The organism is Janthinobacterium rivuli (genome assembly GCF_009208735.1).
GTDB lineage: Bacteria > Pseudomonadota > Gammaproteobacteria > Burkholderiales > Burkholderiaceae_D > Janthinobacterium.
In genome coordinates this window covers 183,793-207,208 of record NZ_WFLJ01000003.1, presented here as the reverse complement: position 1 = coordinate 207,208, position 23,416 = coordinate 183,793, and the positions used below count along the sequence as shown (strand labels likewise).

Sequence of the window (23,416 nt, the reverse complement as noted above, 5' to 3'; positions counted from 1 at the left end):
GGGTAGCTTCTGGGTAAGAGGGTGTCAAAATGAAAAACTGGCCGCTACAAAGAGCGGCCAGGATGGAAGTTTAGCGGAACTGCCGCGATTCTGGTCCAAAAAAACTTGAGTTAGCGTCTATTTGGGTGAAAAACTGACACCAACCCCAGAGCAAACCCTGGGGTCGTACCCTGAGGGTACGACCCCAGCCCTTGCGTTTGGGTTAGCTACACCCAGCCCTTCGCTTTCACATCCGCATACGTCTTGTCCAGGCACAGGCGTATTAACGCCACCATTTCATCGATCTGCGCGCGCGTCATCACCAGCGGCGGGGCGACGATCATGCGTTCGCCCACGGCGCGCATGATGACGCCATTGTCGAACATGTGGCCGCGGCAGATCATGCCCACGCCCTGGTCCTCGTCGAACAGCTCGTTCTCGTGCACGGTGGCGCCCTTCCTGCGCACCAGGTTCAGGCCCGCGACCAGGCCGCAGCTGTCCGCGTAGCCGACCAGCGGATGGCCGGCCAGGCTGCCGAAGCACTGTTTCAGGTACGGTCCCGTATCCTCGGCCACCTTGGCCACCAGTTGCTCTTCCTCGATGATGCGGATGTTTTCCAGCGCCGCCGCGCAGGCGACGGGATGGCCGGAATACGTGAAACCGTGCGTGAACTCGCCGCCCTGCTCGATCAGCACCTTGGCCACCCTGTCGCCCACCAGCACCCCGCCCAGGGGCACATAGCCCGAGGTGACGCCCTTGGCAAAGGTGATCAGGTCGGGCTTGATGCCGAACAGTTCCGAGCCGAACCAGCGCCCCAGCCTACCGAAGCCGCAGATGACTTCATCGGCGATGAGCAAGATGCCGTACTTGTCGCAAATGCGCTGGATCTCGGGCCAGTAGGTCGATGGCGGGATGATGACGCCGCCGGCACCCTGCACCGGCTCGCCGATGAAGGCGGCCACCTTGTCGGCGCCGATTTCCAGGATTTTGTCTTCCAGCCAGCCGGCCGCCTTGATGCCGAAGGCTTCCGGCGTCAAGCCGTGGCCCGCTTCCAGGTAATTGGGCTGGCCGATATGCGCGATGCCGGGGATGGGCAAGCCGCCCTGCGCGTGCATGCCGTCCATACCGCCCAGCGACGCTCCCGCCACCGTGCTGCCGTGATACGCGTTGTGGCGGCTGATGATGGTATGCCGCTCCTTGTAGCCGAGGATATCCCAGTAGCGGCGCACCATGCGCAGGTTCGTGTCGTTGCCTTCGGAGCCGGAACTGGTGAAGAAGACGTGCTGGAATTGCGGCGGCGAGATCTGCGCCAGCTTGGCCGCCAGCTGCGCGGCCGGCACGTTGGTCGTGCCAAAGAAGCTGTTATAGAAGGGCAGCGTCTCCATCTGTTTGTACACGGCTTGCGAGATCGACGTGCGGCCGTAGCCCACGTTCACGCACCACAGGCCCGACATGCCGTCGACGATCTTCTTGCCCTGGCTATCCCACAGGTAGACGCCGTCGCCGCGCACGATCACGCGCGCGCCCTTGCTGGCCAGGTCCTGGAAATCGGTGAATGGATGCAGGTAGTGGGCCGAGTCCATCTGCTGGATGGCGGCCGTGTCGTACACCTGCGGCGCGGCGTTCTTTTGCGCCACGGAGGAGACAAAAGCGGCGCTCGGCGCCAGCGGATTGTTGGTTGTGCTCATTGCGATCCTTTCTTAAACGTGGAGCAGAAGATGTTCGCGCTCCCACGGACTGATCACCGTCATGAATTCCTGGTGCTCCAGGTCCTTGATGGCCGCATACACGTCGATGAAACGCTCGCCCAGCACGGTGCGCAGCTTGTCTTCCGCGCGCAGCAGCTGCAAGGCCTCGGGCAAGCCTTGCGGCAGTTCGAACTTCATGTCGTAGGCGCTGCCCACCATCATCGGCGTCGCTTCCAGCTGCTCCGTCATGCCCAGGTATCCGCAGGCCAGGGTCACGGCCAGGGCCAGGTAGGGATTCGCATCGGCGCCGATGATGCGGTTTTCCACGCGCCGGTCCTGCACGCCCGATTCGGGCACGCGGAAGCCCACGGTGCGGTTGTCCAGGCCCCACTGGATGTTGATGGGCGCGGCCGTGTGGCGCACGATGCGGCGGTAGGAATTCACGTAGGGCGCGACGATGGCCATGGCCGACGGCATGTAGCGCTGCAAGCCGGCGATGTAATGCTTGAAGATGGGCGCGGCCGAACCATCCTCGTTGCTGAAGATATTCAGGCCCGTCTTCGCGTCGACGACGCTCTGGTGCACATGCATGGCGGAGCCCGGCTCGCCGGCCATCGGCTTGGCCATGAAGGTGGCGTACATATCATGTTTCAAGGCCGCTTCGCGCAGGGTGCGCTTGAAGAAGAAGACCTTGTCGGCCAGGCCGAGCGGATCGCCATGCAGGAAGTTGATTTCCATCTGCCCGGCGCCGATCTCGTGGATCAGCGTATCGACGTCCAGGTTCATCAGTTCGCAGTAATCGTAGATATCCTCGAACAGCGGGTCGAACTCGTTGACGGCGTCGATGCTGTACACCTGGCGGCTCGTCTCGGCCCGGCCGCTGCGCCCGATGGGCGGCTTCAAGGGCAAGTCCGGGTCCGTGTTTTTCGCCGTCAGGTAGAACTCCAGCTCCGGCGCCACCACCGGTTTCCAGCCCTTGTCCGCATACAGTTTCAGCACGCGCCGCAACACGGAGCGGGGGGCAAAATCGACCAGCATGCCGTCGGCGAAATAGCAGTCGTGGATGACTTGCGCGGTGGGGTCCGTGGCCCACGGCACCATGGTGATGGTGGTGGGATCGGCCTTCAAGATCATGTCGCGGTCGGTGCTGGAAATGGCGCGGTCGTAGCCGCCATCGTCGACCGGGTAATTGCCCGTCACCGTCATGCCCAGCACCGCTTCCGGGATGCGCATGCCGCGCTCCTGGGTGAATTTCCCGCGCGGCAGGATCTTCCCGCGCGCCACGCCCGTCAAGTCGGGGACCAGGCATTCGATTTCCGTGACGCGCTTTTCATTGAGCCACAAATCCATATCCGTATAAGTGAAATTTTCGCGTATTGCCATGTTTCCCTCTCGCTGGTCTTGATCAAACACCGCGTGCTGCGGGCGGTGCGCCTGTCATTCTGTCTTTCTGTGCCGCTGTTCCTGGTAATCGCGGCACGCCTGGCCGAAGGCGCCGAACAGCCGCATGGACTGCGGGTTGTCTTCCACCTGCCATTCCGGGTGCCATTGCACGGCCAGGGTGAAACCGGCGGTGCTGGCCACCGTATAGGCTTCCACCAGGCCGTCGTCGGCAAAGGCGTCCACCAGCAAGCCGTCGGCCAGCCGGGCGATGCCCTGGCCATGCAGGGAATTGACCATCATTTCACTCTCGCCGCCCAGCAGCCGTGACAGCAAGCCGTCGGGCATCAACTTGATGCGGTGCGCGGGCGCGTACTGGCGCGCCAGGGGATCGAGCACGTTTTCACGGTGGTCCATCATGCCCGGCACGGCGTGCACGGCCTGGTGCAGGCTGCCGCCCAGCGCCACGTTGACTTCCTGGAAGCCGCGGCAAATGGCCAGCAAAGGCAGCCGGCGCGCCAGCGCGGCATGGATCAGGGGCAAGGTGGTGGCATCGCGCGCGGGGTCTTGCGGCAGGTCGGGATGCAGGATGTCTTCGCCATACAGGCGCGCGTCGACGTTCGAGGCCGATCCGGTCAGCATGACGCCGTCGGCGACCTGCAGCGCCGCTTCCAGGTCCGCGTCCGCGCCCAGGGCGGGCAACAGCAGCGGCATGCAGCCGGCGCCGCGCAGCACGGCGTGCAGATATTTGTCCTGCGCCATGTGCCAGACGTGACCGCCAAGCTGGCGCTGGCAAGCGGGAACGAGAACGATGGGACGGCGCATGGAGCTACCTCGCTGGCGTGACGATCCAATGACAGCGCCATGACGGCGCTGCCGCTCGCTTCACTGTACAGCAGAGCCGGCATGGGCGGCCACACCGATGGACGTGGCCAGCGGTGGCACACATCGCCTACACTACGGCTTTGCAATATTGCCTCTATTAAAATCATCATATGCCCGTCCGGCGCCAAACACCAGCGCCGCAGGCAAAGTCCCCTACTTTCCCATGCCTCCACACCGTTTACCAGTCTTCACAAGCACCTTTTCCACCCTGCGGGAGCAGCCATGAAGCACATGCCGTGGCGCGACTTCTTCGCCCTCGTGGTGAGCATCGGCGTGGTCGGCCTGGGCCTGGGCGCCACCATGCCGCTCACCGCGCTGACCCTGCACCAGCGCGGCGTGGGCACGGACATCATCGGCATGATCACGGCCGTCAGCGCCCTCGGCATCCTGGCAGCCTCGCCGTTCGTCTCGCGCTGGGTGGGGCGTTTCGGCGCGCGCGCCACCATGCTGGGCGCCGTGTGGGTGGCGTCGCTGGCGACGATCGCCATGCAATGCACCGACCACCTGCTGGCGTGGAGCGTGCTGCGCTTCCTGTTCGGCGGCGCCATGGGCGTGCTGTTTACCATCGGCGAAGCGTGGGTCAACCGCCTGGCGCCCGACAATTCGCGCGGCCGCGTGGTGGCCATGTACACCACCAGCTTTACCTTTTTCCAGCTGATCGGCCCCGCCCTCGTGGCGCTGTTCAACGACAAGATCAGCTGGAGCTTCGCCGCCTGCGGCCTGCTGTTCTTGCTGGCCGTGCCGGGATTGATGCTGATCTCGAACAGCGGCCCGGAACGCGAGCCGGAAGAACACGGCGTCAAGTGGACCCTGATCCTGCCGCGCATGCCGATGATCGTGCTGGGCGCCGCCTTTTTCGCCCTGTTCGACACCCTCGCATTGAGCTTGCTGCCGCTGTACGCGATGGAGCACGGCATCGGCACGGACCTGGCCCTGCTGTCGGCCACCGTGGTGCTGGTGGGCGACACGGGCCTGCAATTTGCGCTGGGCTGGATGGCAGACCGCTTCGGCCGCGCCAAAGTCCACGCGGGCTGCGGCGTGGCCGTCTGCCTGCTGCTGCCGCTGCTGCCGTTTGCCGTCGGCACGCCGTGGCTGTGGTGGACCCTGCTGCTGTTGCTGGGCGCGGCGGCGGGCGGCATCTACATGCTGGCGCTGGTGGCCTGCGGCGAGCGTTTCACGGGACTGTCGCTGACCAGCGCCAGCGCCATCGTCAACGCCACCTGGGGCGTGACCAGCGGCGGCGGGCCGCTGCTGACGGGGGTACTGATGCAATCGGTGGGCGTGAACGCCCTGCCGGCCGTGATGTGGGTGTGCGCCGCGATTTTCGTGGGCAGCGCCGTGTGGGAACGCCGGAAGGGGATCGTTTAGCGTTTCTTACTTTTTCTCCAGCCGCTGTCGCAGCTCCTCGGCCACGGGATAGTCGGGATAGGCGTGCCGGAACGCCGTCCACTCCTCGCGCGCCAGCGCGCCTTCGCCCGCCTTGAGCAGGGCGTCGATCTTCACCAGCCACACGGAAGCGTCGAGTGTTGCCGGCGACGGCAGCGGCGCCGGCTTTGCCGCGATGGGCGCGGGCATGGCCAGCGCCCGCTGTGCCGGGGCCTGACGCTGCAGGCTGGATTCGACCTGCATGACGGCTTGCTGCTCCATGGCCTGATGCATCGCCGTGGCAGGTGCCGGCGGAGGTGGCGGCGCAGGCGGAGCAATGGGTACCGTCGCCGTCAGCCGGGGCTCCGGCGGCAAGACAGGCGCCGGCGCTGGCTCGGCTTGCGCCGGCGGCCTCGGTGCCGCCTTGGCCATGGCGCGCGGTGCCGGCGCCGCTGGCAAGGGAGATGGCGACGCCGTGGCTTCGGCGGCCGGCGCCGCAGTCGGCGCTGGCATCACTTCCTGCGTGACCGGTTCTCCGACGACGGGAAATTGCGCCGGCTTCGAGCCGAACCAGTCCACGCCGATCAGGTTGACCGTCAACAGCACGGCCGCCGCCAGTCCCAGCGGAACGCGCCAGCGCTGCAGGTAGTCCGGTGCTTTCTTGGCGGGCAAGGTGCGCAGCACGCCATCGGCGCTGTCGTTCGCGGCCGCCGGCTGCTGCAGGGCCTTTTCCGCGTCCGCCAGAATGGCCGCATCGAGCGCGCTGGGAGGCGCGGGCTGCGGCAAACTGGCCAGCAGCGCGTTCAATTCTTCATCGTGATGATCTTGATGATCCGTACCGTGCGTATTCATGCCTGTCCTCCCGCGCCAGCGGCGCTGTCCAAGCCCGCGCGCAATTTCTGCATGGCGTAGCGCAGCCGGCTCTTGACGGTTTCCGCTTCCACCCCCGTCACCACGGCGATGTCGAGGATGCTCATGCCGCTGAACTGCTGCAGCACCAGCGCTTCCTTTTGTTCCGCCGGCAGCGCGGCGATGGCCGCATGCAGCAGCGCGTGCCGCTGTTTCTGCTCCAGCGATTGCGGCGGCGATGCGCCCTCGTCCGCCAGTTCGTCCGCGTCGTCGTGTTCCTGGCCTTCCCGCTGGCGCAGCAGGTCGATCAGGCGGTTGCGCGCAATCTGGTACAGATAGGTGCGGAACGCCGCCTGCGGCTGGTAGCCGGCGCGCGCCGCATGCAGGCTGGCCCACGCATCCTGCACGATCTCGTCCACCCACGCGCGGCGCGGCGCACGCCAGGCCACGAAGCGGTACAGGCCCTGGCTATGGCGCCGGTACAATTCGCGAAACGACGGCAGGTCGCCGGCGCCGTAGCGCAGCATCAGGTCTTCATCCGTCGCGGTGAGTAAAGTGTCGGGCATGCGGACCAGTGTAGCCGAACTACGCGGCGGCGACAATTTCCCTGCTCCTTCAGCGTGCAGTCGACGCAATGGGCGCATAGCTGATGCGGCGCACTTCGCGGATCTGTCCATCCCTGAGCGCCCCTTCCACCACTTCATAGCCGAGCAAGGCAAACACACGACCCTGCAGGAACAGGGGCCGCGCATTGCCATACCAGTCCACGCAGGAAGCGCGGCAACCGTCGTCTGGCGTCTGGCCCGGCCGGGCCGCCAGCGCCCCCAGTGCCGTCAATGTCAAACCGCTGTTGCGCAGGTAGAGGACGGAGGCGGCTGACTTGTTGAGACCAGGCCGCTCGTCCGCACCCAGGATGGGCAGTCCGATCATGCCCTCGCTGGCCGTTTGCGGCTTGTAGAAAAAGCCGTGGCTGCGCGACTCGCCCTGCGCCGCGTCGGCGCGGATGTAGCGCGCGGCAATCGCCGCCTGCGCCCCCAGGCGGATGCTGCTGAAGTGCAGATCCCTGCCCTGCGCACCGATCACCACGGCGTCATCGCCCAGCGCCTCGATGCGTTCCACGCCGTGCGGCAGGGACAAGGCTTGCACGCTGCCCGCATCGGCCCAGCGCACGGCATACAGGGGCTGGCGCGGCCACGCCTGGTCGGCCTGGCGGCGGCCTGGATTTCCCGGATTGCCATACAACAGATAGGACCCCACATAGCGGTTCTGCAGGCCGTAGCCGCCACCGCCGGGCAGCGCCTTGTAGCTGCCGGCGGGCGCGCTGTCGCGGCCATCAGAAAACGACGCCAATGGCACGCGCAGCAAGGCCATGTCGCCCCGCCCTCTTGCGCCATCCCACATGGCGTCGCCCTGGCCTTCGGCGCGCAGCAGGACGTTCAGGTGGCCGTCCGCGCTTTCCAGGAACGAGAACTGGTCGACGGGCGCGCCCGCCACCTTCAGGGCGCTGGGCGCCGAACCATCGAGGGGAATGCGGAACACGCCCGAGTCGCTGCCGCGGCGCGTGGTCCACACGAAAACGGATTCGCCCGACACATAGAATACGCGGCCCTGCGGCCCCATCACGGCCGTCGCTGCGCAGCGCATGTCGCGCTGCGCCAGGTCGCATACGGTGACCGTGTGCAGGGTCAGGCCGGCGCCGATCTCGGCTTCTTCGTCGGTGCGGTAAATGCGCGTGGCCGGGGCGATGCGCTTGAAATCGGACGGCACGGCGTCGGGGCGCCAGCGGCGCAGCGCCGGGAAGCCGCCGAACGGGTCGCCCCGGCGCAGGTTCAGCGACAGGGGCGAGTAAAACACCAGTTTGCCGCCGACCAGGCGGCTGGCGTAATTGCGCGACGAATAATAATCGTTGGAGCGCAAGTGATACGTGGCGCGGTAGGCCAGCTTGCCGTCCGCGTTGACGTCGAACAGGCCGATCTCCGTGCCGCCACGGCTGTAGCTGTAGCCGATCACCACCACCGTGTCGCCATCGATCAGCATCTCGTCATACCAGCTGCCGGATGGGTCGCTGCCCGGCGCGAACGCGTCGAGCGAGGACACGGGCAGCAAGGCATTGCCCCCCACCTGCACGGTGAACAGCTTGCCGCGCCGCAGCATCACCAGGTGCTTGCCATGCAGCTTGACGATGCCGCCTTCGTCCACGCCCGCCGTTTGCACATTGGTGACCGATTCCGCCGCTTCCGCCGACGCCGCCGGCGCAGCTTTCGCCATCATCGGCGCAGCGGGGGCCGGCGGTGGCGCCGCCATGGACTGCGCCGCGTACTGCGACGTGGCCCGCTGCAGTTGCCGCTGTTCCCTCAGCAGTGCCGCCTGGCGCGCCTGCAACTGCTGCAGGTAGCTGCTCAAGGCTTGCTCGCTGGCGAACGGCGCCAGGGTTTTTCTTGGCGCCGTCTCGGCGGCGTGGCTGCCTGCCGACAGCAGCAGGGACAGCATCAATGTGATCTTGAGGGCGCTGGGCATCGCTTCTTCTCCGGTTGGCTGGGGTGTCCAACATGAAACGCAGCGGCGCAGAAAAAGGGGTTAAGCGCGTGTAAAAATAATCAGGAAGCTGCCACCCTCCCTATTCAAATCCCCGTATGCGGTCGCCATTGAAATTCGGCAGGCGCCATTCGAAGTGCAAAGCCAGGAAACGGAACAGGAAACCGGCGCCGATGGACGCCAGCTGCGCCACCGAGCTGTCGACCTTGAAGTGCAGCAGGCCGACATACAGGGCGCCCGTAAACAGGGCCACGGTGGCATACACTTCGCGCTGCAGCACGAGGGGAATCTGGTTGCACAGGATATCGCGCAGCAGGCCGCCGAAGACGCCCGTGATCATCCCCGCCAGCACGACGATGGCCGGATGCATCTTGGCCGACATGGCGATGTCGCAGCCGATCACGCAAAACGCCACCAGGCCCAGTCCATCGACCAGCAGGAAGATGGCACGCAGATGGTGCAGGTAGCGCGCGACAAAGGCCGTGACGATGGCCGCGCCGATGGTAAACAGCAGGTACTCGGGATGCGCGATCCAGCCCAGCGGGTAGTGCCCCAGCAGCACGTCGCGCACGGTGCCGCCGCCGAGCGCCGTGACGGTGCCGATCATGCAGATGCCGAACAAATCCATGCCGCGCCGCATGCCCATGATGGCGCCGGACATCGCTTCGGCGACGATCGCCACCAGGTAAATCGTATATAACAGCATGCTCTTACTCTTCCGAAAATGATTTGAGAATTTGTTCGCGTTCGCGCGCTTCGCTCAGGGCGCGCGCCTCGTTCGTTCCGGTGCTGGAGCCGCCATCGCCAGCGCCAGCTTCACCGTGCGCCAGGCGCGTATCCGCGGCGCCGCTGCCGCAACTGACGCTGCTGTGGATAAAGGCAAAGTTATCCTGCAGGCAGTCGCCGGCCAGGTATTCGGCATACACGTAATCGCCGTCGAGCAGGGCCAGGCCTGGCGGTTCGGCCAGCACCTGCTCGCGGCGGCCCTGCACGGCCACCTGCATGTAGTCGCGCCAGACGGGCAGCGCCAACGTGCCCCCGGTGGCGTTGCCCAGGCTCTTGGGCTGGTCGTAGCCGAGCCAGACGACGGAGACGAGGCCCGAGGAATAGCCGGCGAACCAGGCGTCGTAGGCATTGTTCGAGGTGCCCGTCTTGCCGGCCGCGTCGCCCCGTCCTAGCGCCAGCGCGCCGCGTCCCGTGCCGCTCTTGACGACGTCGCGCAGCATGCTGTCCATGACGTAGGCGTTGCGCGTGGAGATGACTTGCGTGCCCGGTGCCGGTTCGCCTTTCGCGCGTGGCGCCGCATCGCTGAACAGTACTTCTCCGCTGCGGCTGCGCACTTCCTTGATCAGCTTTGGCGGCATCTGCACGCCGCCATTCGCGAACACGGCATACGATTGCGCCAGCTGCAGCGGCGTGACGGCGCCCGCGCCCAGCGCCAGCGGCAGGGAGACGGGATTGCGCGCGCCCTCGAAGCCGAAGCGCGTGGCGTAGTGCTGCACGTAGCCGGGACCGGCCGCCTGCATCAGGCTGACAGCCACCAGGTTTTTCGAGCGCACGAGGCCGCGCCGCACGCTGATGAAGCCTTCGTAGTTGTTACCGTAATTGCGCGGACGCCAGGGCCGCGCGCCCGTTTCCCGCGGCAGCAGCAAACGCTGCGTATCGTCCACGGCCGTGCCGGGGAAATATCCTTTTTCCAGCGCCGCCGAATACACGAAAGGCTTGAAGCTGGAACCGGGCTGGCGGTAGGCTTGCATGGCGTGGTTGTAGTGATTGCGGTAGAAATCGAAGCCGCCCGCCATGGCGACGATTTCGCCGCTGTGCGCCTCGACGGAAATGAGCGCGCCTTCCATTTCAGGCAGCTGGCTCACCAGCCAGCGCTTCTTGGCCGCGTCGTGCACCACGCGGATCACGCTGCCCTCGACGATGGCGCGCTTGCCATCGAGCGGCAGCTTGCCGCCCAGGCGCGCGTCCGATGCCGTCAGCACGATGTCGTCGCCATTGCGCAGCTGCGCCGTCAGCTGGCGCTTGCCGGCTGTATCTACCTTGCGCACCAGCGCGGCGCGCACTTCTCCGCTGTCCGGATAGGGGGCCAGCTGGCGCGCCACGCCGTCTGCGGAGGAGGCCAGGCGCGCTTCCGGGCCGCGATAGCCGCGCCGCGCCTGCGCATTCAATAACCCATCGCGCAGCGACTTGTCGGCCGCGCGCTGCGGCGCCATGCGGATGGTCGTCGTCACGTCCAGGCCCATGCTGTAGGCGCCTTCGGGATAGCTTTGCAGGATCAATTGACGCGCTTCCTCGACCGCATACGCGGCCGCATGCACGGAGCTGTTGCGGTCCTTGTTCAGGGCCAGCTTTTCCGCCACGGCGGCCGTGTATTCGGCTGGCGTGATGTAACCGAGTTCGCGCATGCGCTGCAGGATGTAATGCTGGCGCACGGCGGCACGCTGCGGATTGGCGACGGGGTTGTAGGCCGACGGCGCCTTCGGCAAGCCGGCCAGCATGGCCGCTTCGGCGATGCTGACGTCGGCCAGCGGCTTGTCGAAATAAATGCTCGAGGCGGCGGAAAAGCCGTAGGAGCGCTCGCCCAGGTAAATCTGGTTCATGTACAGCTCCAGCAGCTTGTCCTTGCCGTAGTGCTGTTCCAGCTTGTAGGCGAGCAGCATCTCCGTCAGCTTGCGCTGCACGGTCTTTTCGCGCGAAAGAAAGAAGTCGCGCGCCACCTGCATGGTGATGGTGCTGGCGCCCTGTGCATGGTGACCCGTGACGACGTTGGCCAGCGTGGCGCGCGTGAGGCCATAGAAATCGACGGCGCCATGCTCGTAGAAACGCGCATCCTCGATGGCCAGCAAGGCCTGGCGCATGCGCAGCGGGATGTCCTTCAAGGGCAGGAATTCGCGGCGCTCTTCGCCGTATTCGGCCAGCAGCTCGCCTTCGCTGGAGAAAATGCGCAGCGGCAGCGCGGGCTTGTACTGGGCCAGGTGCTCGACGGCCGGCAAGTCCTGCCACGCCTGGCGCAGCCACCAGCCGCCCGCCAGCGCGCCGGCCAGGCCCAGGCCCAAGGTCAGTCCCAGGCCGAATTTCAGGTTGCGCGCCAGCCTGGAGCGGGGCTTGCGGGTGGTGCTGTCGTTCGCTTGTGCTTGCATATGGTGATTCCCTTGCTGCCAGGAGACGGCGCGCGGGCGCGCGGTACTCCATCAAAGAGGCATTGTGCACTGCAACACACCCATCCTTATAAAAAGTAAGTATTATTTAGTATTGATAAATTTTTCTTATGTAAGGCGGTGACCATGGAACTCAATCCCAAGCACACGGAAGCGTTCCGCGCCGTCGTCGAAACGGGCAGCTTCGAGCAGGCGGCGCTGCGGCTGCATCTGACGTCGCCCGCCATTTCGCAGCGCGTGCGCGCGCTGGAAAGTCAGCTCGGCAATGCGCTGATCGTGCGCAGCCGTCCCGCGCGCGCCACGCGCATGGGCCAGCGCCTGATGCAGTATCTGAAGCGGGCCAAGCTGCTGGAAGCGGACTTGCAGGCTGAGCTGGCGGTGCAGCAGGATGCCCCGCTGACCCTGGTGCTGGCGCTGAACGCCGATTCGATGGGCACCTGGTTCTTCCCCGCCCTGTCCCAGGTGCTGATACGCGAGCGCGTGCTGCTGGACCTGACCGTGGAAGACCAGGACCACACCTACACCTTGCTGGAGACGGGCATGGCGATCGGCTGCATCAGCACGGAGTCCAAGCCCATGCGCGGCTGCACGGCCGAGCCGCTGGGCGTGATGCGCTACTGGCTGGTGGCCACGCCCGCGTTCCGCCAGCAATGGTTCCCGCACGGCCTGACGCGCAAGGCGGCGCGCACGGCGCCCGTCGTCGCCTACACGCGCAAGGACACCCTGCAATCGTCGTTCCTGCAAGAGGCGCTGGGCCTGCCCGAGGGCGCCTACCCCTGTCATTACGTGCCGGGCGCCACCTCGCACTTCAACGCCATCCGCTATGGTCTCGGCTACGGCATGGTGCCGGAATTGCTGCTGCAGGCGAACGCGGATGGCGAGCTGGTGGAAAGGCTCACGCCGAAGACGCCGGCCGACGTGGTCCTGTACTGGCACACGTGGAAGGTGCAGTCGCCGCGCATGGAACAGCTGTCGCGGCAAATCATCGGTGCGGCGCGCACCATGTTGAAATAGTTATTCTGAGATAACTACCGCTGCATGCCCCAGCGTTTCAAGGTGACGCGCTCCAGGCTGCGAAAGCCGATGTTTTCCACCAGCAAGCCGATGACGATGACGGCCGCCAGGCCGGCGAACACCTTGTCCGTGTACAGCTCGTTGCGGTTCTGAAAGATGTACCAGCCCAGGCCGCCCTGCCCCGATGTGGTGCCAAATACCAGCTCGGCCGCGATCAGGGTGCGCCAGGCAAACGCCCAGCCTATCTTGAGGCCCGAGACGATGGAGGGCAAGGCGCCCGGCACAAGAATGTGCAGCACCAGGCGCAAGCCATTCAAGCCATAGTTGCGCCCCGCCATGCGCAGGGTCTCGGGCACGCCCTGGAAGCCCGCATACGTGTTCAGGGCCAGCGGCCACATCACGGAATGCACGATGACGAAGATCAGACTGGCGCGCCCCAGGCCGAACCACAGCAAAGCCAGCGGCAGCAGGGCGATGGCCGGCAAGGGATTCAACATGGCCGTCAGGGTTTCCAGCAAGTCACGGCCGATGCGGCTGGAGACGGCCAGCAGGGTCAGCACGAAGGCGGCCAGCACGCCCACCGAATAGCCTTGCAGCAAGACGACCAGGGACGCGGCCGTGCGCGTGAGCAATTCCCCGCTGGCGATGCCGCCGATAAACGCCTGCGCCGTCTGGATAAAACCGGGCAAGAGCAAATCGTTCTGCGTCCAGCGCGCCGCGCCTTCCCACAGCAGGGCCAGGCCGAGCAAGATGAAGGCCTTGCGCCACAGCGCATGCTGAGTCAAGCGCTGCCAGCGCGACAGCGGCCGCTCGACGGCCACGCCCACTGGCGGCGGCGCCGCATACACGACCTCCTGGCGGATGGGCGGTTCCAGCAGCGCGTTCATACGGCCTCCCGCTGCGCGGTCTCTGCTGGCTGAGCAGCAATGGTTTCCTCGTCGAACAGCAAGCCATGGATGCGGCTGCTGGCGGCCTGGAATTCCCCGCTGCCCGCGCTATGCAAGCCGAACTGATGACTGTTGAGCTCGGCGCGCACGCGGCCCGGATGGGGCGACAGCAGCAGGATGCGGTTGCCGACGACCAGCGCTTCCTCGATCGAATGCGTGACGAAGACGAGCGTAAAACGCAGCTCTTCCCACAGCCTGCTCAGTTCTTCCTGCATCTTGCGCCGCGTCAAGGCGTCGAGGGCCGCGAACGGTTCGTCCATCAGCAGCACTTCCGGCTGCATGGCCAGGGCGCGGGCGATGGCCACCCTCTGCTTCATGCCGCCCGACAAGGTATGCGGATGGGCATCCTCGAAGCCGGCCAGGCCCACCTTGGCGATCCAGTGATGGGCACGCTCGCGGGCCGCCACCTTGTCCAGCCGCTTGCTGGCCAGCAAAGGGAACACGACGTTGTCCAGCACCGTTTTCCAGGGCGGCAATTGGTCGAATTCCTGGAACACGACGACACGGTCCGGCCCCGGTTTCTGGATGAGCTGCCCCTGCATGGAGATGCTGCCCGCGCGCGGGGCGATGAAGCCGGCCACGGCTTTTAATAGGGACGACTTGCCGCAGCCCGATGGCCCCAGCAAGACGAAACGGTCGCCGCGGAACACGTCGAAACTGACGTCGTGCGTGGCGCGCACGGTGCGCTGTTCCGTCCGGTATTCCAGACTGACGTGCTTCACGCTGAGCAAGGGCGCCACCGCCGCGGGCGGGCGCACGAGGTGAAAGGCGGGTGCGTGCATGTCAGCCTCCCTGCGTGATGGCCGGGTCGTCAAAGAAGTAATCGCGCCAGCTGTCGGGCAGGTTGCGGATGGCATTCACGCGGTGCAGGAATTGCGCCAGGCCATGGGTGTTTTGCGGCGCGATCTTGAATTGCACTTGCGGATTCGCAAAGATCTTCAGCAGCAGATTGCGGTCCACCTTGCTCTTGTTCACCTTGATATAGATGTCGGCCGCGCCCTGCGGGTTGCTGCTCGCATACTGCGCCGCTTCCGCCAAGGCGGCGATGAAGGCGCGGTACGTCTTCGGATTGTCCTTGCGGTATTTTTCCGTCGCATACAGCAGGGTCGACGAGCTGGGCCCACCCTGCACATCATACGAGTTCAGGAGGATGTGGGCATTCGGGTTCTGCGCCAGTTCCTGCTCCTGGAACGGCGAGTTGCCGAAGTGGCCGGTCAGCTCCGTGCCGCCGGCGATGATGGCGGCCGCCGCATCCGGGTGCGGCAGGGTTTGCGTGATTTTATCGAGGCGGGCAAATTCCTTGTCGCCCCACTGTTTCGCCACCGCCATTTGCAAAATCCTCGCCTGGACGGAAACGGAGACGGCGGGCAAGGCGATGCGGTCCTTGTCCGTCAGGTCGGCCAGGGTTTTCACCTTCGGATTGTTGCTGATCAAATAGTAGGGAAAGTTGCCGAGCGAAGCCACGCCGCGCACGTTCTGCCGTCCCTTGGTGCGGTCCCAGATCGTCAGCAGCGGCCCCAGGCCGGCCCCCGCGATATCGATATTGCCCGACAACAAAGCGTCATTGATGGCCGGGCCGCCGGACAGGGTAATCCACTCGACTTTCACGTCGACGCCTTGCTGCTTGCCATGCTTTTCGATCAGTTTTTGTTCCTGCGCAATATTGAGCAGCAAGAAGGTGATGCCATGCTGGCCCGCGATGCGGATCTGCCCTTCGGCCCGGGCCATGGGCATGGCCATGCACAGCAGGGCGATGGCGGCGAGCAGGCGGCGGGCAAAGGTAACAATCGGCAACATGGACACTCCTTGGGTTAAATCAACAGTCAAAATCAGTACGGCGCATCGCCCTCGATGGTGGTGCGATAGAGTTTGCGGCGCTGGTCGGGCGGGCACCCCGTCGCCAGGTGCATCAGCGAGCGGTTGTCCCAGAACACCAGGTCGTGCGGCCGCCAGCGATGCACATACAGGTGCTCCGGGCGCACGCTGTGGGCAAACAGTTCGCCCAGCAGTGCGCGGCTTTCATCGTCGGGCAGGCCGACGATGCGCGTGGTGAAGTGTTCACTGACGAACAGGGCGCGGCGTCCCGTTTCCGGATGCACGCGCACGACGGGGTGCGTGACGGGGCTGACTTCATCGATCTGTGCCTGCGTCAGCGCGGGCCGCCACGGGTTGCGGCGGCGCAACTCCTCGTACTGGCTCAGATAGCTGTGTTCGGCACGGGCGCCGCGCACGGCGTGGCGCAGCGCGGCCGGCAAGCTTTCCCAGGCCAAGTGCATGTTGGCAAACACGGTATCGCCGCCCTCGTCCGGCAACTCTTGCGCGTGCAACATGGAACCGAGGCTGGGCACTGCCTTGTACGACAGGTCGGAGTGCCAGAAATGGCCCGCGTCGCCCAGGCCGATGGGCTGGCCATCCTCGACGATATTCGAGATGATCAGCACTTCCGGCTGCGTGGGCAGCTGGAACTGGCGCAGCACGTGGATTTGCAGCGGACCGAAGCGGCGGCTGAAATCGACTTGCTGCCGCGGCGTGATGCGCTGGTCGCGGAACACCAGTACGTGGTGGTCAAGGTGGGCGTGATGCAGGCGCTGGAAGTCGCCCAGCGACAGCGGCTGCGACAAGTCCAGTCCCAGCACTTGCGCGCCGAGCGGCGCGTCGAAAGTCTCGATACGGAACTGGCTGGTGGATTGCACGGGTTTCAGGACGGCCGACATGGGAGCTCGACTAGAGTCTGGGGAAGTCCACTGTATGCCGGCCAGCCCGTCCTGCAAACGAAGCATTTACTATATGGATATGCGCGGCGCGTTGCGCCACACTGCCACAGGCACTGTCACGCAATGGCGCAGCAGCACCGGCCTTGCCCGGGCATGGCGCTAGCACGCAACTTGCTTATCTATTAATTTTCAATCGTTGACCAGGAAAGCCATGCCCACTTACGCCCTGCTGCTCGCCTTGCTGTTCCCTGCTTCCGTGCACGCCCAGGATAGCCAGGGTGAAAGTGATCTCAGCTATAAAGCCTATGTGCACAGCGACAAGCGCATCAAGTGTTTGTATGGCTATGCGGCCGACAAGACGGGCGACCATGCGGCCGCCGTCGCCATCTTTGAAGATTGCATCCGGCGCTGGAACGATGTGTATTCGATGATTTGGCTGGCCCAGCTGTATGAAACGGGCATCGGCGTGCCCAAGGACCTGGCGCAGGCGACGGCGCTGATGCGGCGCGGCGCGCATACCGACGATGACGCGGCCTATGCACGGCTGGCCCGCTACCACTATGGCGTGGCGCTGGCCGAGGGACGCGGCACGCCGCAGGACATTGCCCAGGCCAAAACCTGGCTGCGCCGGGCGGCGCAGGAGGGCGTGCGGGAGGCGGCCGATTACCTGGGCCGCCTGGAGGGCACCACGCCATAGGCGCGGCGCCAGTGTAGTTTACGCCGTCGCTTCGTAGCGGGCCAGGCGGGTCGCCATGCGCGGCGCCAGCTCGTGGCCGGCCGTGACGGTCACTTCCAGGTCGTTCAGCAAGCCATCCTTCAAGCCATAGACCCAGCCGTGGACGCTGAGTTCCTGGCCTCGTTCCCACGCATCTTGCACGATGGTGGTCTGGCACACGTTCAGGACTTGCTCGACCACGTTCAGTTCGCACAGGCGGTCGCCGCGCTGGCGGCTGGTCAGCACGTCGCCCAGGTAGCGTTCGTGCTTCTGGCCCACGTCCTGGACGTGGCGCAGCCAGTTGTCGACCAGGCCGATGCGCGTGCCCGTCATGGCCGCATGCACGCCCTTGCAGCCGTAATGGCCGACGATGATGACGTGTTTGACTTTCAGCACGTCCACGGCAAATTGCAGGACGGACAGGCAGTTGAGGTCGGAATGCACGACCACGTTGGCAATATTACGGTGCACAAACACGTCGCCAGGCGCCATGCCCAGCAATTCGTTGGCGGGCACGCGGCTGTCGGAACAGCCGATCCACAGGTATTCGGGCGACGTTTGCGCTTCCAGGTTCTTGAAGAAGTTCGGGTCTTTCGCCACCATCGAGTCGGCCCAGCGGCGGTTACGCTGCAGCAGTTCCGCCAGGGCCGGGCCATTTTTCTGTTCGGTCATATCGCTCCCATTGTGTATGTACGAATGCGTTGGCGGCAGATCGCGCCCATAGGCCGGCGATGCGCGCACATTTCTCAGTCGTAGTGAAAAAAACGCCGGGATGTTTCAGCATCCCGGCGCATGGTATTACGTGTGCTTACTCAAAAAAATCCTTGACCTTGTCTTTCCAGGTCTTGCTTTGCGGACTGTGCTTGGCACCGCCCTCGGTCGTCGACTTTTCAAAGTCGCGCAGCAGGTCTTTTTGTTTTTCCGTCAGTTTCACCGGTGTTTCGATGGCCACGTGGCAGAACAGGTCGCCCGCGTAACCGGAGCGCACGCCCTTGATGCCCTTGCCTTTCAGGCGGAAGGTCTTGCCCGACTGGGTGCCTTCGGGAATCGTGAACGACACTTTGCCGTTCAGGGTAGGCACTTCGATTTCGCCGCCCAGGGCCGCCTTGGTGAACGAGATCGGCATTTCGCAATGCAGGTCGTCGCCTTCGCGCTGGAACACGGCGTGCGGCTTGATGTGGATTTCCACATACAGGTCGCCCGACGGACCGCCATTCGTGCCCGGTTCGCCGTTGCCGGACGAACGGATACGCATGCCGTTGTCGATACCGACTGGAATTTTGACTTCCAGGGTCTTGTTGCGCTTGATGCGACCGGCGCCGCCGCATGGCGTGCAGGGGTCGGTGATGACCTTGCCGCTGCCATGGCATTTCGGGCAGGTTTGCTGGATGCTGAAGAAACCTTGCTGCATGCGCACCTGGCCGTGGCCACCGCAAGTACCGCAAGTGGTCGGCGAGGTGCCCGGCTTGGCGCCACTGCCGTGGCAGGTGTCGCACTTGTCCCAGCTCGGCACGCGGATGGTCGTGTCGAAGCCGTGAGCAGCTTGCTCCAGCGTAATTTCCAGGTTGTAGCGCAAGTCGGCGCCACGGTACACCTGTGGACCCGCATTGCGGCTGCGTCCACCGCCACCGCCAAAGATGTCGCCGAAGATATCGCCGAAGCTGTCGGCAAAGCCGCCAGCACCGCCGCCGAAGCCGCCACCGCCGCCCATGTTCGGGTCCACGCCAGCGTGACCATAACGGTCATACGCATCGCGCTTTTCCGGATTGGTCAGCATCTCGTAGGCTTCTTTGACTTCCTTAAACTTTTCTTCCGATTCCTTGCTATCCGGATTGCGGTCCGGATGGTATTTCATCGCCAGTTTACGGTAAGACTTTTTGATCTCTTCTTCCGAAGCATTTTTTGCGACACCGAGTGTCTCGTAAAAATCACGCTTTGCCATGTTGTCGGCACCTTGCAGTCTATCTACTGATGTAAAAATTACACGAAAAAGCCGAGTCGAGTGCTGCGCTAGGCGCAGCGACTCGGCTCGGCCGGTCTTCGCGGCTAATCCCGCGATGTAGCGTTCAGCCCGGCTACCCCCAGTTCATGGGAGCGCAAGACATTACTTGCTGTCTTTGACTTCCTTGAAGTCAGCGTCAACAACGTCGTCTTGCTTGGCGCCTGCGTCCGATGCGCCAGCAGCTTGCTGTGCACCTTCCGCGCCGCCGGCAGCTTGCTGCGCTTGCATGTCGGCATACATTTTTTCGCCCAGTTTCTGCGATGCGCTCGACAGTGCTTCCACCTTGGCGTCGATCTCAGCCTTGTCGCCGGCCTTGATGCTTGCTTCCAGGTCGGTGATTGCCGCTTCGATCTTCTCTTTCTCGCCCGCGTCCAGCTTGTCGCCGTATTCGGTCAAGGATTTCCGGGTCGAGTGTACCAGAGCATCGGCCTGGTTGCGCGACTCGGCCAATTCTTTGACCTTCTTGTCTTCTTCCGCGTTCAACTCGGCGTCTTTCACCATTTTCTGGATTTCAGCCTCGGTCAAGCCGGAATTGGCCTTGATCGTGATCTTGTTTTCCTTGCCGGTGGCCTTGTCTTTCGCGCCGACATGCAAGATGCCGTTGGCGTCGATGTCGAAGGTTACTTCGATCTGTGGCGTGCCACGCGATGCTGGCGGGATACCTTCCAGATTGAATTCGCCCAGCCCCTTGTTGCCGGCGGCGATTTCGCGCTCACCTTGGAAGACCTTGATGGTCACCGCAGGCTGGTTGTCGTCGGCCGTCGAGAAGACTTGGCTGAACTTGGTCGGAATCGTCGTGTTTTTGTGGATCATCTTGGTCATCACGCCGCCCAGGGTTTCGATACCCAGGGACAGAGGGGTGACGTCCAGCAACAGCAAATCCTTGCGTTCGCCCGACAGGACCGAACCTTGAATCGCTGCGCCCACGGCGACGGCTTCGTCCGGGTTCACGTCCTTGCGTGGATCCTTGCCGAAGAATTCCTTCACTTTTTCCTGCACCTTCGGCATACGCGTCATACCGCCGACCAGAATGATGTCATCGATGTCCGACACTTTCACGCCAGCATCTTTGATGGCGATGCGGCATGGTTCCATCGTGGCCGTGATCAGCTCTTCCACCAACGACTCCAGCTTGGCGCGGGTCATCTTCAGGTTCAAGTGGACCGGTGCGCCGTTCGCCATGGCGATGTATGGCTCGTTGATCTCGGTTTGTTGCGACGACGACAATTCGATCTTCGCGCGCTCGGCCGAAGCCTTGATGCGCTGCAGAGCGATCGGATCTTTTTTCAGGTCGATGCCGTTGATCTTCTTGAACTCGTCGATGATGTAATCGATGACGCGTTGGTCGAAGTCTTCGCCGCCCAGGAAGGTGTCGCCGTTGGTCGACAGCACTTCAAATTGTTTCTCGCCATCGACGTCCGCGATTTCGATGATCGACACGTCGAACGTACCGCCACCCAAGTCATACACGGCGATTTTACGATCGCCTTTTTCGGTCTTGTCCAGACCGAATGCCAGCGCTGCCGCGGTTGGCTCGTTGATGATGCGCTTGACGTCCAGGCCAGCGATACGGCCGGCATCCTTGGTGGCTTGACGCTGCGAATCGTTGAAGTACGCAGGCACGGTGATGACGGCTTCGGTGACTTCTTCACCGAGGTAGTCTTCTGCCGTTTTCTTCATCTTGCGCAGCACTTCAGCCGAAATTTGCGGCGGCGCCAGTTTTTTGTCGCGTACGCCGATCCATGCATCGCCGTTGTCGGCTTTCATGATCTGGTACGGCATCAGCGCGATGTCTTTTTGCACTTCTTTTTCGTCGAACTTGCGACCGATCAGACGCTTGACTGCGTACAGCGTGTTTTTCGGATTGGTTACGGCCTGGCGTTTCGCTGGCGCGCCGACGAGAATTTCGCCATCTTCTTGATAAGCAATAATCGACGGCGTCGTGCGTGCGCCTTCAGCGTTTTCGATTACCTTTGGTTGACCGTTTTCCATGATGGAAACGCAGGAATTCGTGGTTCCCAGATCGATACCGATAATTCTACCCATGATTTTTTCCTTTTATTTGCTAGATTTCAGATGGTTCTTATATGTGGCAAAGCGGCATGGTTTCAAGGCTTGCTTGATGCCGCACTCTGATTATTTTGCTTGCGCGGTCGTTACAATGGCTGGACGCAGCAGGCGGTCCGCAATCATATAGCCCTTTTGCAGGACTGACACGATGGTATTGGCTTCCTGCTCCGCTGGCACCACGGCAACGGCCTGGTGTTTCATCGGATCGAGCTTCTCGCCCTGCACTGGCAAGACTTCCACCAGGCGGTTGCGCTCGAACGCGGCGTTCAGTTGCTTCAAGGTCATCTCGACGCCTTCTTTCAGCGAGTCGATGGTCGGTGCTTCCACCGTCAGCGCCGTTTCCAGGCTGTCTTTCACCGGCACCATGGCTTCGGCAAAACTTTCCACTGCGAATTTATGTGCTTTAGCAACATCTTCCTGCGCGCGGCGGCGGATATTTTCGCCATCGGCCTTGGCGCGCATGAAGGCATCGTGCATCTCTGCAAGACGCGCTTCGGTACTCGCCAGCTGCTCTTCCAAAGTAGGCTCTGCGGGAGTCGATGGGGCAGTCGCCGCGGCGTCCGCTTGCGGATTAGGTACAGCTTGGTTTTCCTGATCTTGCATCTGAAAAGCTCCTACAATCAATGACTTAAATGAGTTAGTCTAACTATCTTTACAACACTAACGGGCAGATGGGGCTATATCCTATTGTTTCAAGGGGTATGTGCGGCAAAACCAGGGATGACATCGATCCATGTTACAGCTTATTACAAAACGCGTCCTGTTCCGGACCGCGATCCGTGCGCGCGCCCCTTGATATTCCAGGCTTCCCATGGCAAAGCGGGCATTCTACCAGCCCGGCCGCCGCCATCGCCACTGGCGGTGTTGCCACTTGAAAAACCTGGTGTCCCCGCCAGACATGACAAAGCCGCGCAAGCGCGGCTTTCTTGATGATATTTGGTAGCGACGGAGGCAGTTTAATTCGCCGCGCCCAGCGCCAGCGCCGCCTCGCGCGCCTGCTCGCCCGCTTTCTTGTCCGCTTCGCGCTGCGCCGCCGTCTGCATCGTCGGCCAGCCAATCATGTGCTGTTCGGCAATTTCCGCCAGGCCCGCGATCCACGCTGGTGTTTCGTTCAAGCAAGCGATGTAATGAAACTGCTGACCGCCGGCCGTTTCAAAATCATGCTTGGCTTCCATGGCGATCTCTTCCAGCGTTTCCAGGCAATCGCTGGTAAAGCCAGGACACAGCAGGTCGACGCGCTTGACGCCCTGTTGCGCCAGCGCCACCAGGGTGGGCGCCGTGTACGGCTGCAGCCATTCGGCCTTGCCAAAGCGCGACTGGAACGTGACCACATATTGATCTTTAGTTAATTTTAATTTTTCCGCCAGCAGGCGCGCCGTTTTCAGGCATTGGCAGTGGTAGGGGTCGCCCAGCAGCAAGGTGCGCTTGGGCACGCCATGAAAACTCATCACCAGTTTTTCGGGACGGCCATGCGCGTCCCAGTGATTCAGCACGGAATCGCGCAAGGCGTCGATATACGTGTCGTGCTCATGGTACTGCTTGATAAAACGCAATTCCGGCACATTGCGCACCGTGGCGTAATGGGCAAACACGGCGTCGTAAATGGACCCCGTCGTCGTGCCCGAGTATTGCGGATAGGCCGGCAGGATGGCGATGCGCTCGCAGCCTTCGCTTTTCAGCTTGGCCAGCACCTCGGGCAGGGAAGGCGAACCGTAGCGCATGGCCATGGCCACCGTCACGTCGTCATGCCCCCGCTCGGCCAGGGCGCCGGCCAGCAATTTGGCCTGCTTTTGCGTGTGCACCTTCAGCGGCGAGCCCTCGCGCGTCCAGATCGACGCGTATTTCTTGGCCGACTGGCCAGAGCGGAATGGCAGGATGATCAGGTTCAGGATGAACCACCAGACGGCGCGGGGAATCTCCACCACGCGCGGATCGGACAAAAATTGCTTCAGGTAGCGCCGCACAGCCGACGAGGTCGGCGCATCGGGCGTGCCCAGGTTGACCAGCACCACGGCGCTGCGGTCGATGCGGCCATGCGTGTACGGCGGTTCTGTTTGAAATGACATGAAGGCTCTTCGAAGGCGTTGGATGGATAGTCCAACCATTATA

Annotated in this window: 20 protein-coding genes; 3 read left to right on the top strand and 17 right to left on the bottom strand. The window is 63.5% G+C overall.

The features are described from left to right. Positions 1-206: 206 nt before the first annotated feature. Genes GCN78_RS05250 through GCN78_RS05240 form a run of 3 tightly spaced genes read right to left on the bottom strand, consistent with a single transcriptional unit; the run spans position 207 to position 3,872 of the window. The gene (locus GCN78_RS05250; RefSeq protein ID WP_152250746.1) at positions 207-1,667 is read right to left on the bottom strand and encodes an aspartate aminotransferase family protein; all 1,461 of its coding nucleotides are present in this window, start codon (positions 1,665-1,667) and stop codon (positions 207-209) included. 12 nt (positions 1,668-1,679) lie between these two features. Continuing rightward, positions 1,680-3,050, bottom strand: a complete 1,371-nt coding sequence (locus tag GCN78_RS05245; RefSeq protein ID WP_034788700.1) for a glutamine synthetase family protein — start codon at positions 3,048-3,050, stop codon at positions 1,680-1,682. A 54-nt stretch (positions 3,051-3,104) separates the two neighbouring features. Further along, positions 3,105-3,872, bottom strand: coding sequence for a gamma-glutamyl-gamma-aminobutyrate hydrolase family protein (locus GCN78_RS05240; RefSeq protein WP_152250745.1), 768 nt, complete (start codon positions 3,870-3,872; stop codon positions 3,105-3,107). 282 nt (positions 3,873-4,154) lie between these two features. On the opposite strand from GCN78_RS05240, the gene GCN78_RS05235 reads away from it, so the two are divergent. After that, positions 4,155-5,300 (top strand): MFS transporter, encoded by a 1,146-nt coding sequence (locus tag GCN78_RS05235; protein WP_152250744.1) that lies wholly within the window; start codon positions 4,155-4,157, stop codon positions 5,298-5,300. 6 nt (positions 5,301-5,306) lie between these two features. Here the strand turns inward: GCN78_RS05235 and GCN78_RS05230 are convergent, their stop codons facing one another. The 5 genes from GCN78_RS05230 to GCN78_RS05210 form a co-directional block, all read right to left on the bottom strand. Beyond that, positions 5,307-6,149, bottom strand: a complete 843-nt coding sequence (locus GCN78_RS05230) for a hypothetical protein (protein WP_152250743.1) — start codon at positions 6,147-6,149, stop codon at positions 5,307-5,309. Further along, on the bottom strand, positions 6,146-6,712 hold the full coding sequence (locus tag GCN78_RS05225; RefSeq protein WP_226939478.1) for a sigma-70 family RNA polymerase sigma factor: 567 nt from the start codon (positions 6,710-6,712) through the stop codon (positions 6,146-6,148). Before GCN78_RS05225 ends, GCN78_RS05230 begins: the two co-directional genes overlap by 4 nt. A 49-nt stretch (positions 6,713-6,761) precedes the next feature. Then, the gene (locus tag GCN78_RS05220; RefSeq protein WP_152250742.1) at positions 6,762-8,663 is read right to left on the bottom strand and encodes a beta-propeller domain-containing protein; all 1,902 of its coding nucleotides are present in this window, start codon (positions 8,661-8,663) and stop codon (positions 6,762-6,764) included. 100 nt (positions 8,664-8,763) lie between these two features. Next, entirely contained in the window at positions 8,764-9,387 is a 624-nt protein-coding gene (locus GCN78_RS05215; protein ID WP_035822575.1) for a trimeric intracellular cation channel family protein, read from the bottom strand. Positions 9,388-9,391: 4 nt separating this feature from the next. Further along, positions 9,392-11,827, bottom strand: a complete 2,436-nt coding sequence (locus tag GCN78_RS05210; protein WP_152250741.1) for a penicillin-binding protein 1A — start codon at positions 11,825-11,827, stop codon at positions 9,392-9,394. 138 nt (positions 11,828-11,965) lie between these two features. Between GCN78_RS05210 and GCN78_RS05205 the strand changes: the two genes are divergently transcribed. After that, positions 11,966-12,859: an HTH-type transcriptional regulator ArgP gene (locus GCN78_RS05205; RefSeq protein WP_226939477.1), complete on the top strand. Its 894-nt coding sequence runs from the start codon at positions 11,966-11,968 to the stop codon at positions 12,857-12,859. A gap of 14 nt (positions 12,860-12,873) precedes the next feature. Here GCN78_RS05205 and GCN78_RS05200 read toward each other — a convergent pair whose 3' ends face one another. From GCN78_RS05200 to GCN78_RS05185, 4 genes are read right to left on the bottom strand one after another with little or no spacing between them, the layout of a single operon-like run. Further along, positions 12,874-13,746, bottom strand: coding sequence for an ABC transporter permease (locus GCN78_RS05200; RefSeq protein ID WP_152250739.1), 873 nt, complete (start codon positions 13,744-13,746; stop codon positions 12,874-12,876). Then, positions 13,743-14,588, bottom strand: coding sequence for an ABC transporter ATP-binding protein (locus tag GCN78_RS05195; protein WP_152250738.1), 846 nt, complete (start codon positions 14,586-14,588; stop codon positions 13,743-13,745). The genes GCN78_RS05200 and GCN78_RS05195 overlap by 4 nt, the downstream gene beginning before the upstream one ends. A gap of 1 nt (position 14,589) precedes the next feature. Beyond that, the gene (locus GCN78_RS05190; protein WP_152250737.1) at positions 14,590-15,603 is read right to left on the bottom strand and encodes an ABC transporter substrate-binding protein; all 1,014 of its coding nucleotides are present in this window, start codon (positions 15,601-15,603) and stop codon (positions 14,590-14,592) included. Positions 15,604-15,635: 32 nt separating this feature from the next. Then, positions 15,636-16,520 (bottom strand): TauD/TfdA dioxygenase family protein, encoded by an 885-nt coding sequence (locus GCN78_RS05185; RefSeq protein WP_152250736.1) that lies wholly within the window; start codon positions 16,518-16,520, stop codon positions 15,636-15,638. 211 nt (positions 16,521-16,731) lie between these two features. Between GCN78_RS05185 and GCN78_RS05180 the strand changes: the two genes are divergently transcribed. Beyond that, positions 16,732-17,217: a tetratricopeptide repeat protein gene (locus GCN78_RS05180; RefSeq protein WP_152250735.1), complete on the top strand. Its 486-nt coding sequence runs from the start codon at positions 16,732-16,734 to the stop codon at positions 17,215-17,217. An 18-nt stretch (positions 17,218-17,235) separates the two neighbouring features. On the opposite strand, the gene can is transcribed toward GCN78_RS05180, so the two are convergent. The 5 genes from can to hemH form a co-directional block, all read right to left on the bottom strand. Then, a complete protein-coding gene (gene can, locus GCN78_RS05175; protein ID WP_152250734.1) occupies positions 17,236-17,907 on the bottom strand; it encodes a carbonate dehydratase in 672 nt (223 codons plus the stop codon). 136 nt (positions 17,908-18,043) lie between these two features. Then, positions 18,044-19,177 (bottom strand): molecular chaperone DnaJ, encoded by a 1,134-nt coding sequence (gene dnaJ / locus GCN78_RS05170; RefSeq protein WP_034745985.1) that lies wholly within the window; start codon positions 19,175-19,177, stop codon positions 18,044-18,046. 162 nt (positions 19,178-19,339) lie between these two features. Continuing rightward, positions 19,340-21,283, bottom strand: a complete 1,944-nt coding sequence (gene dnaK / locus GCN78_RS05165; protein WP_034745982.1) for a molecular chaperone DnaK — start codon at positions 21,281-21,283, stop codon at positions 19,340-19,342. 90 nt (positions 21,284-21,373) lie between these two features. Continuing rightward, entirely contained in the window at positions 21,374-21,910 is a 537-nt protein-coding gene (grpE, locus tag GCN78_RS05160) for a nucleotide exchange factor GrpE (RefSeq protein WP_152250733.1), read from the bottom strand. A gap of 353 nt (positions 21,911-22,263) precedes the next feature. Continuing rightward, positions 22,264-23,373 (bottom strand): ferrochelatase, encoded by a 1,110-nt coding sequence (gene hemH / locus GCN78_RS05155; protein WP_152250732.1) that lies wholly within the window; start codon positions 23,371-23,373, stop codon positions 22,264-22,266. Between the last annotated feature and the right edge of the window lie 43 nt (positions 23,374-23,416).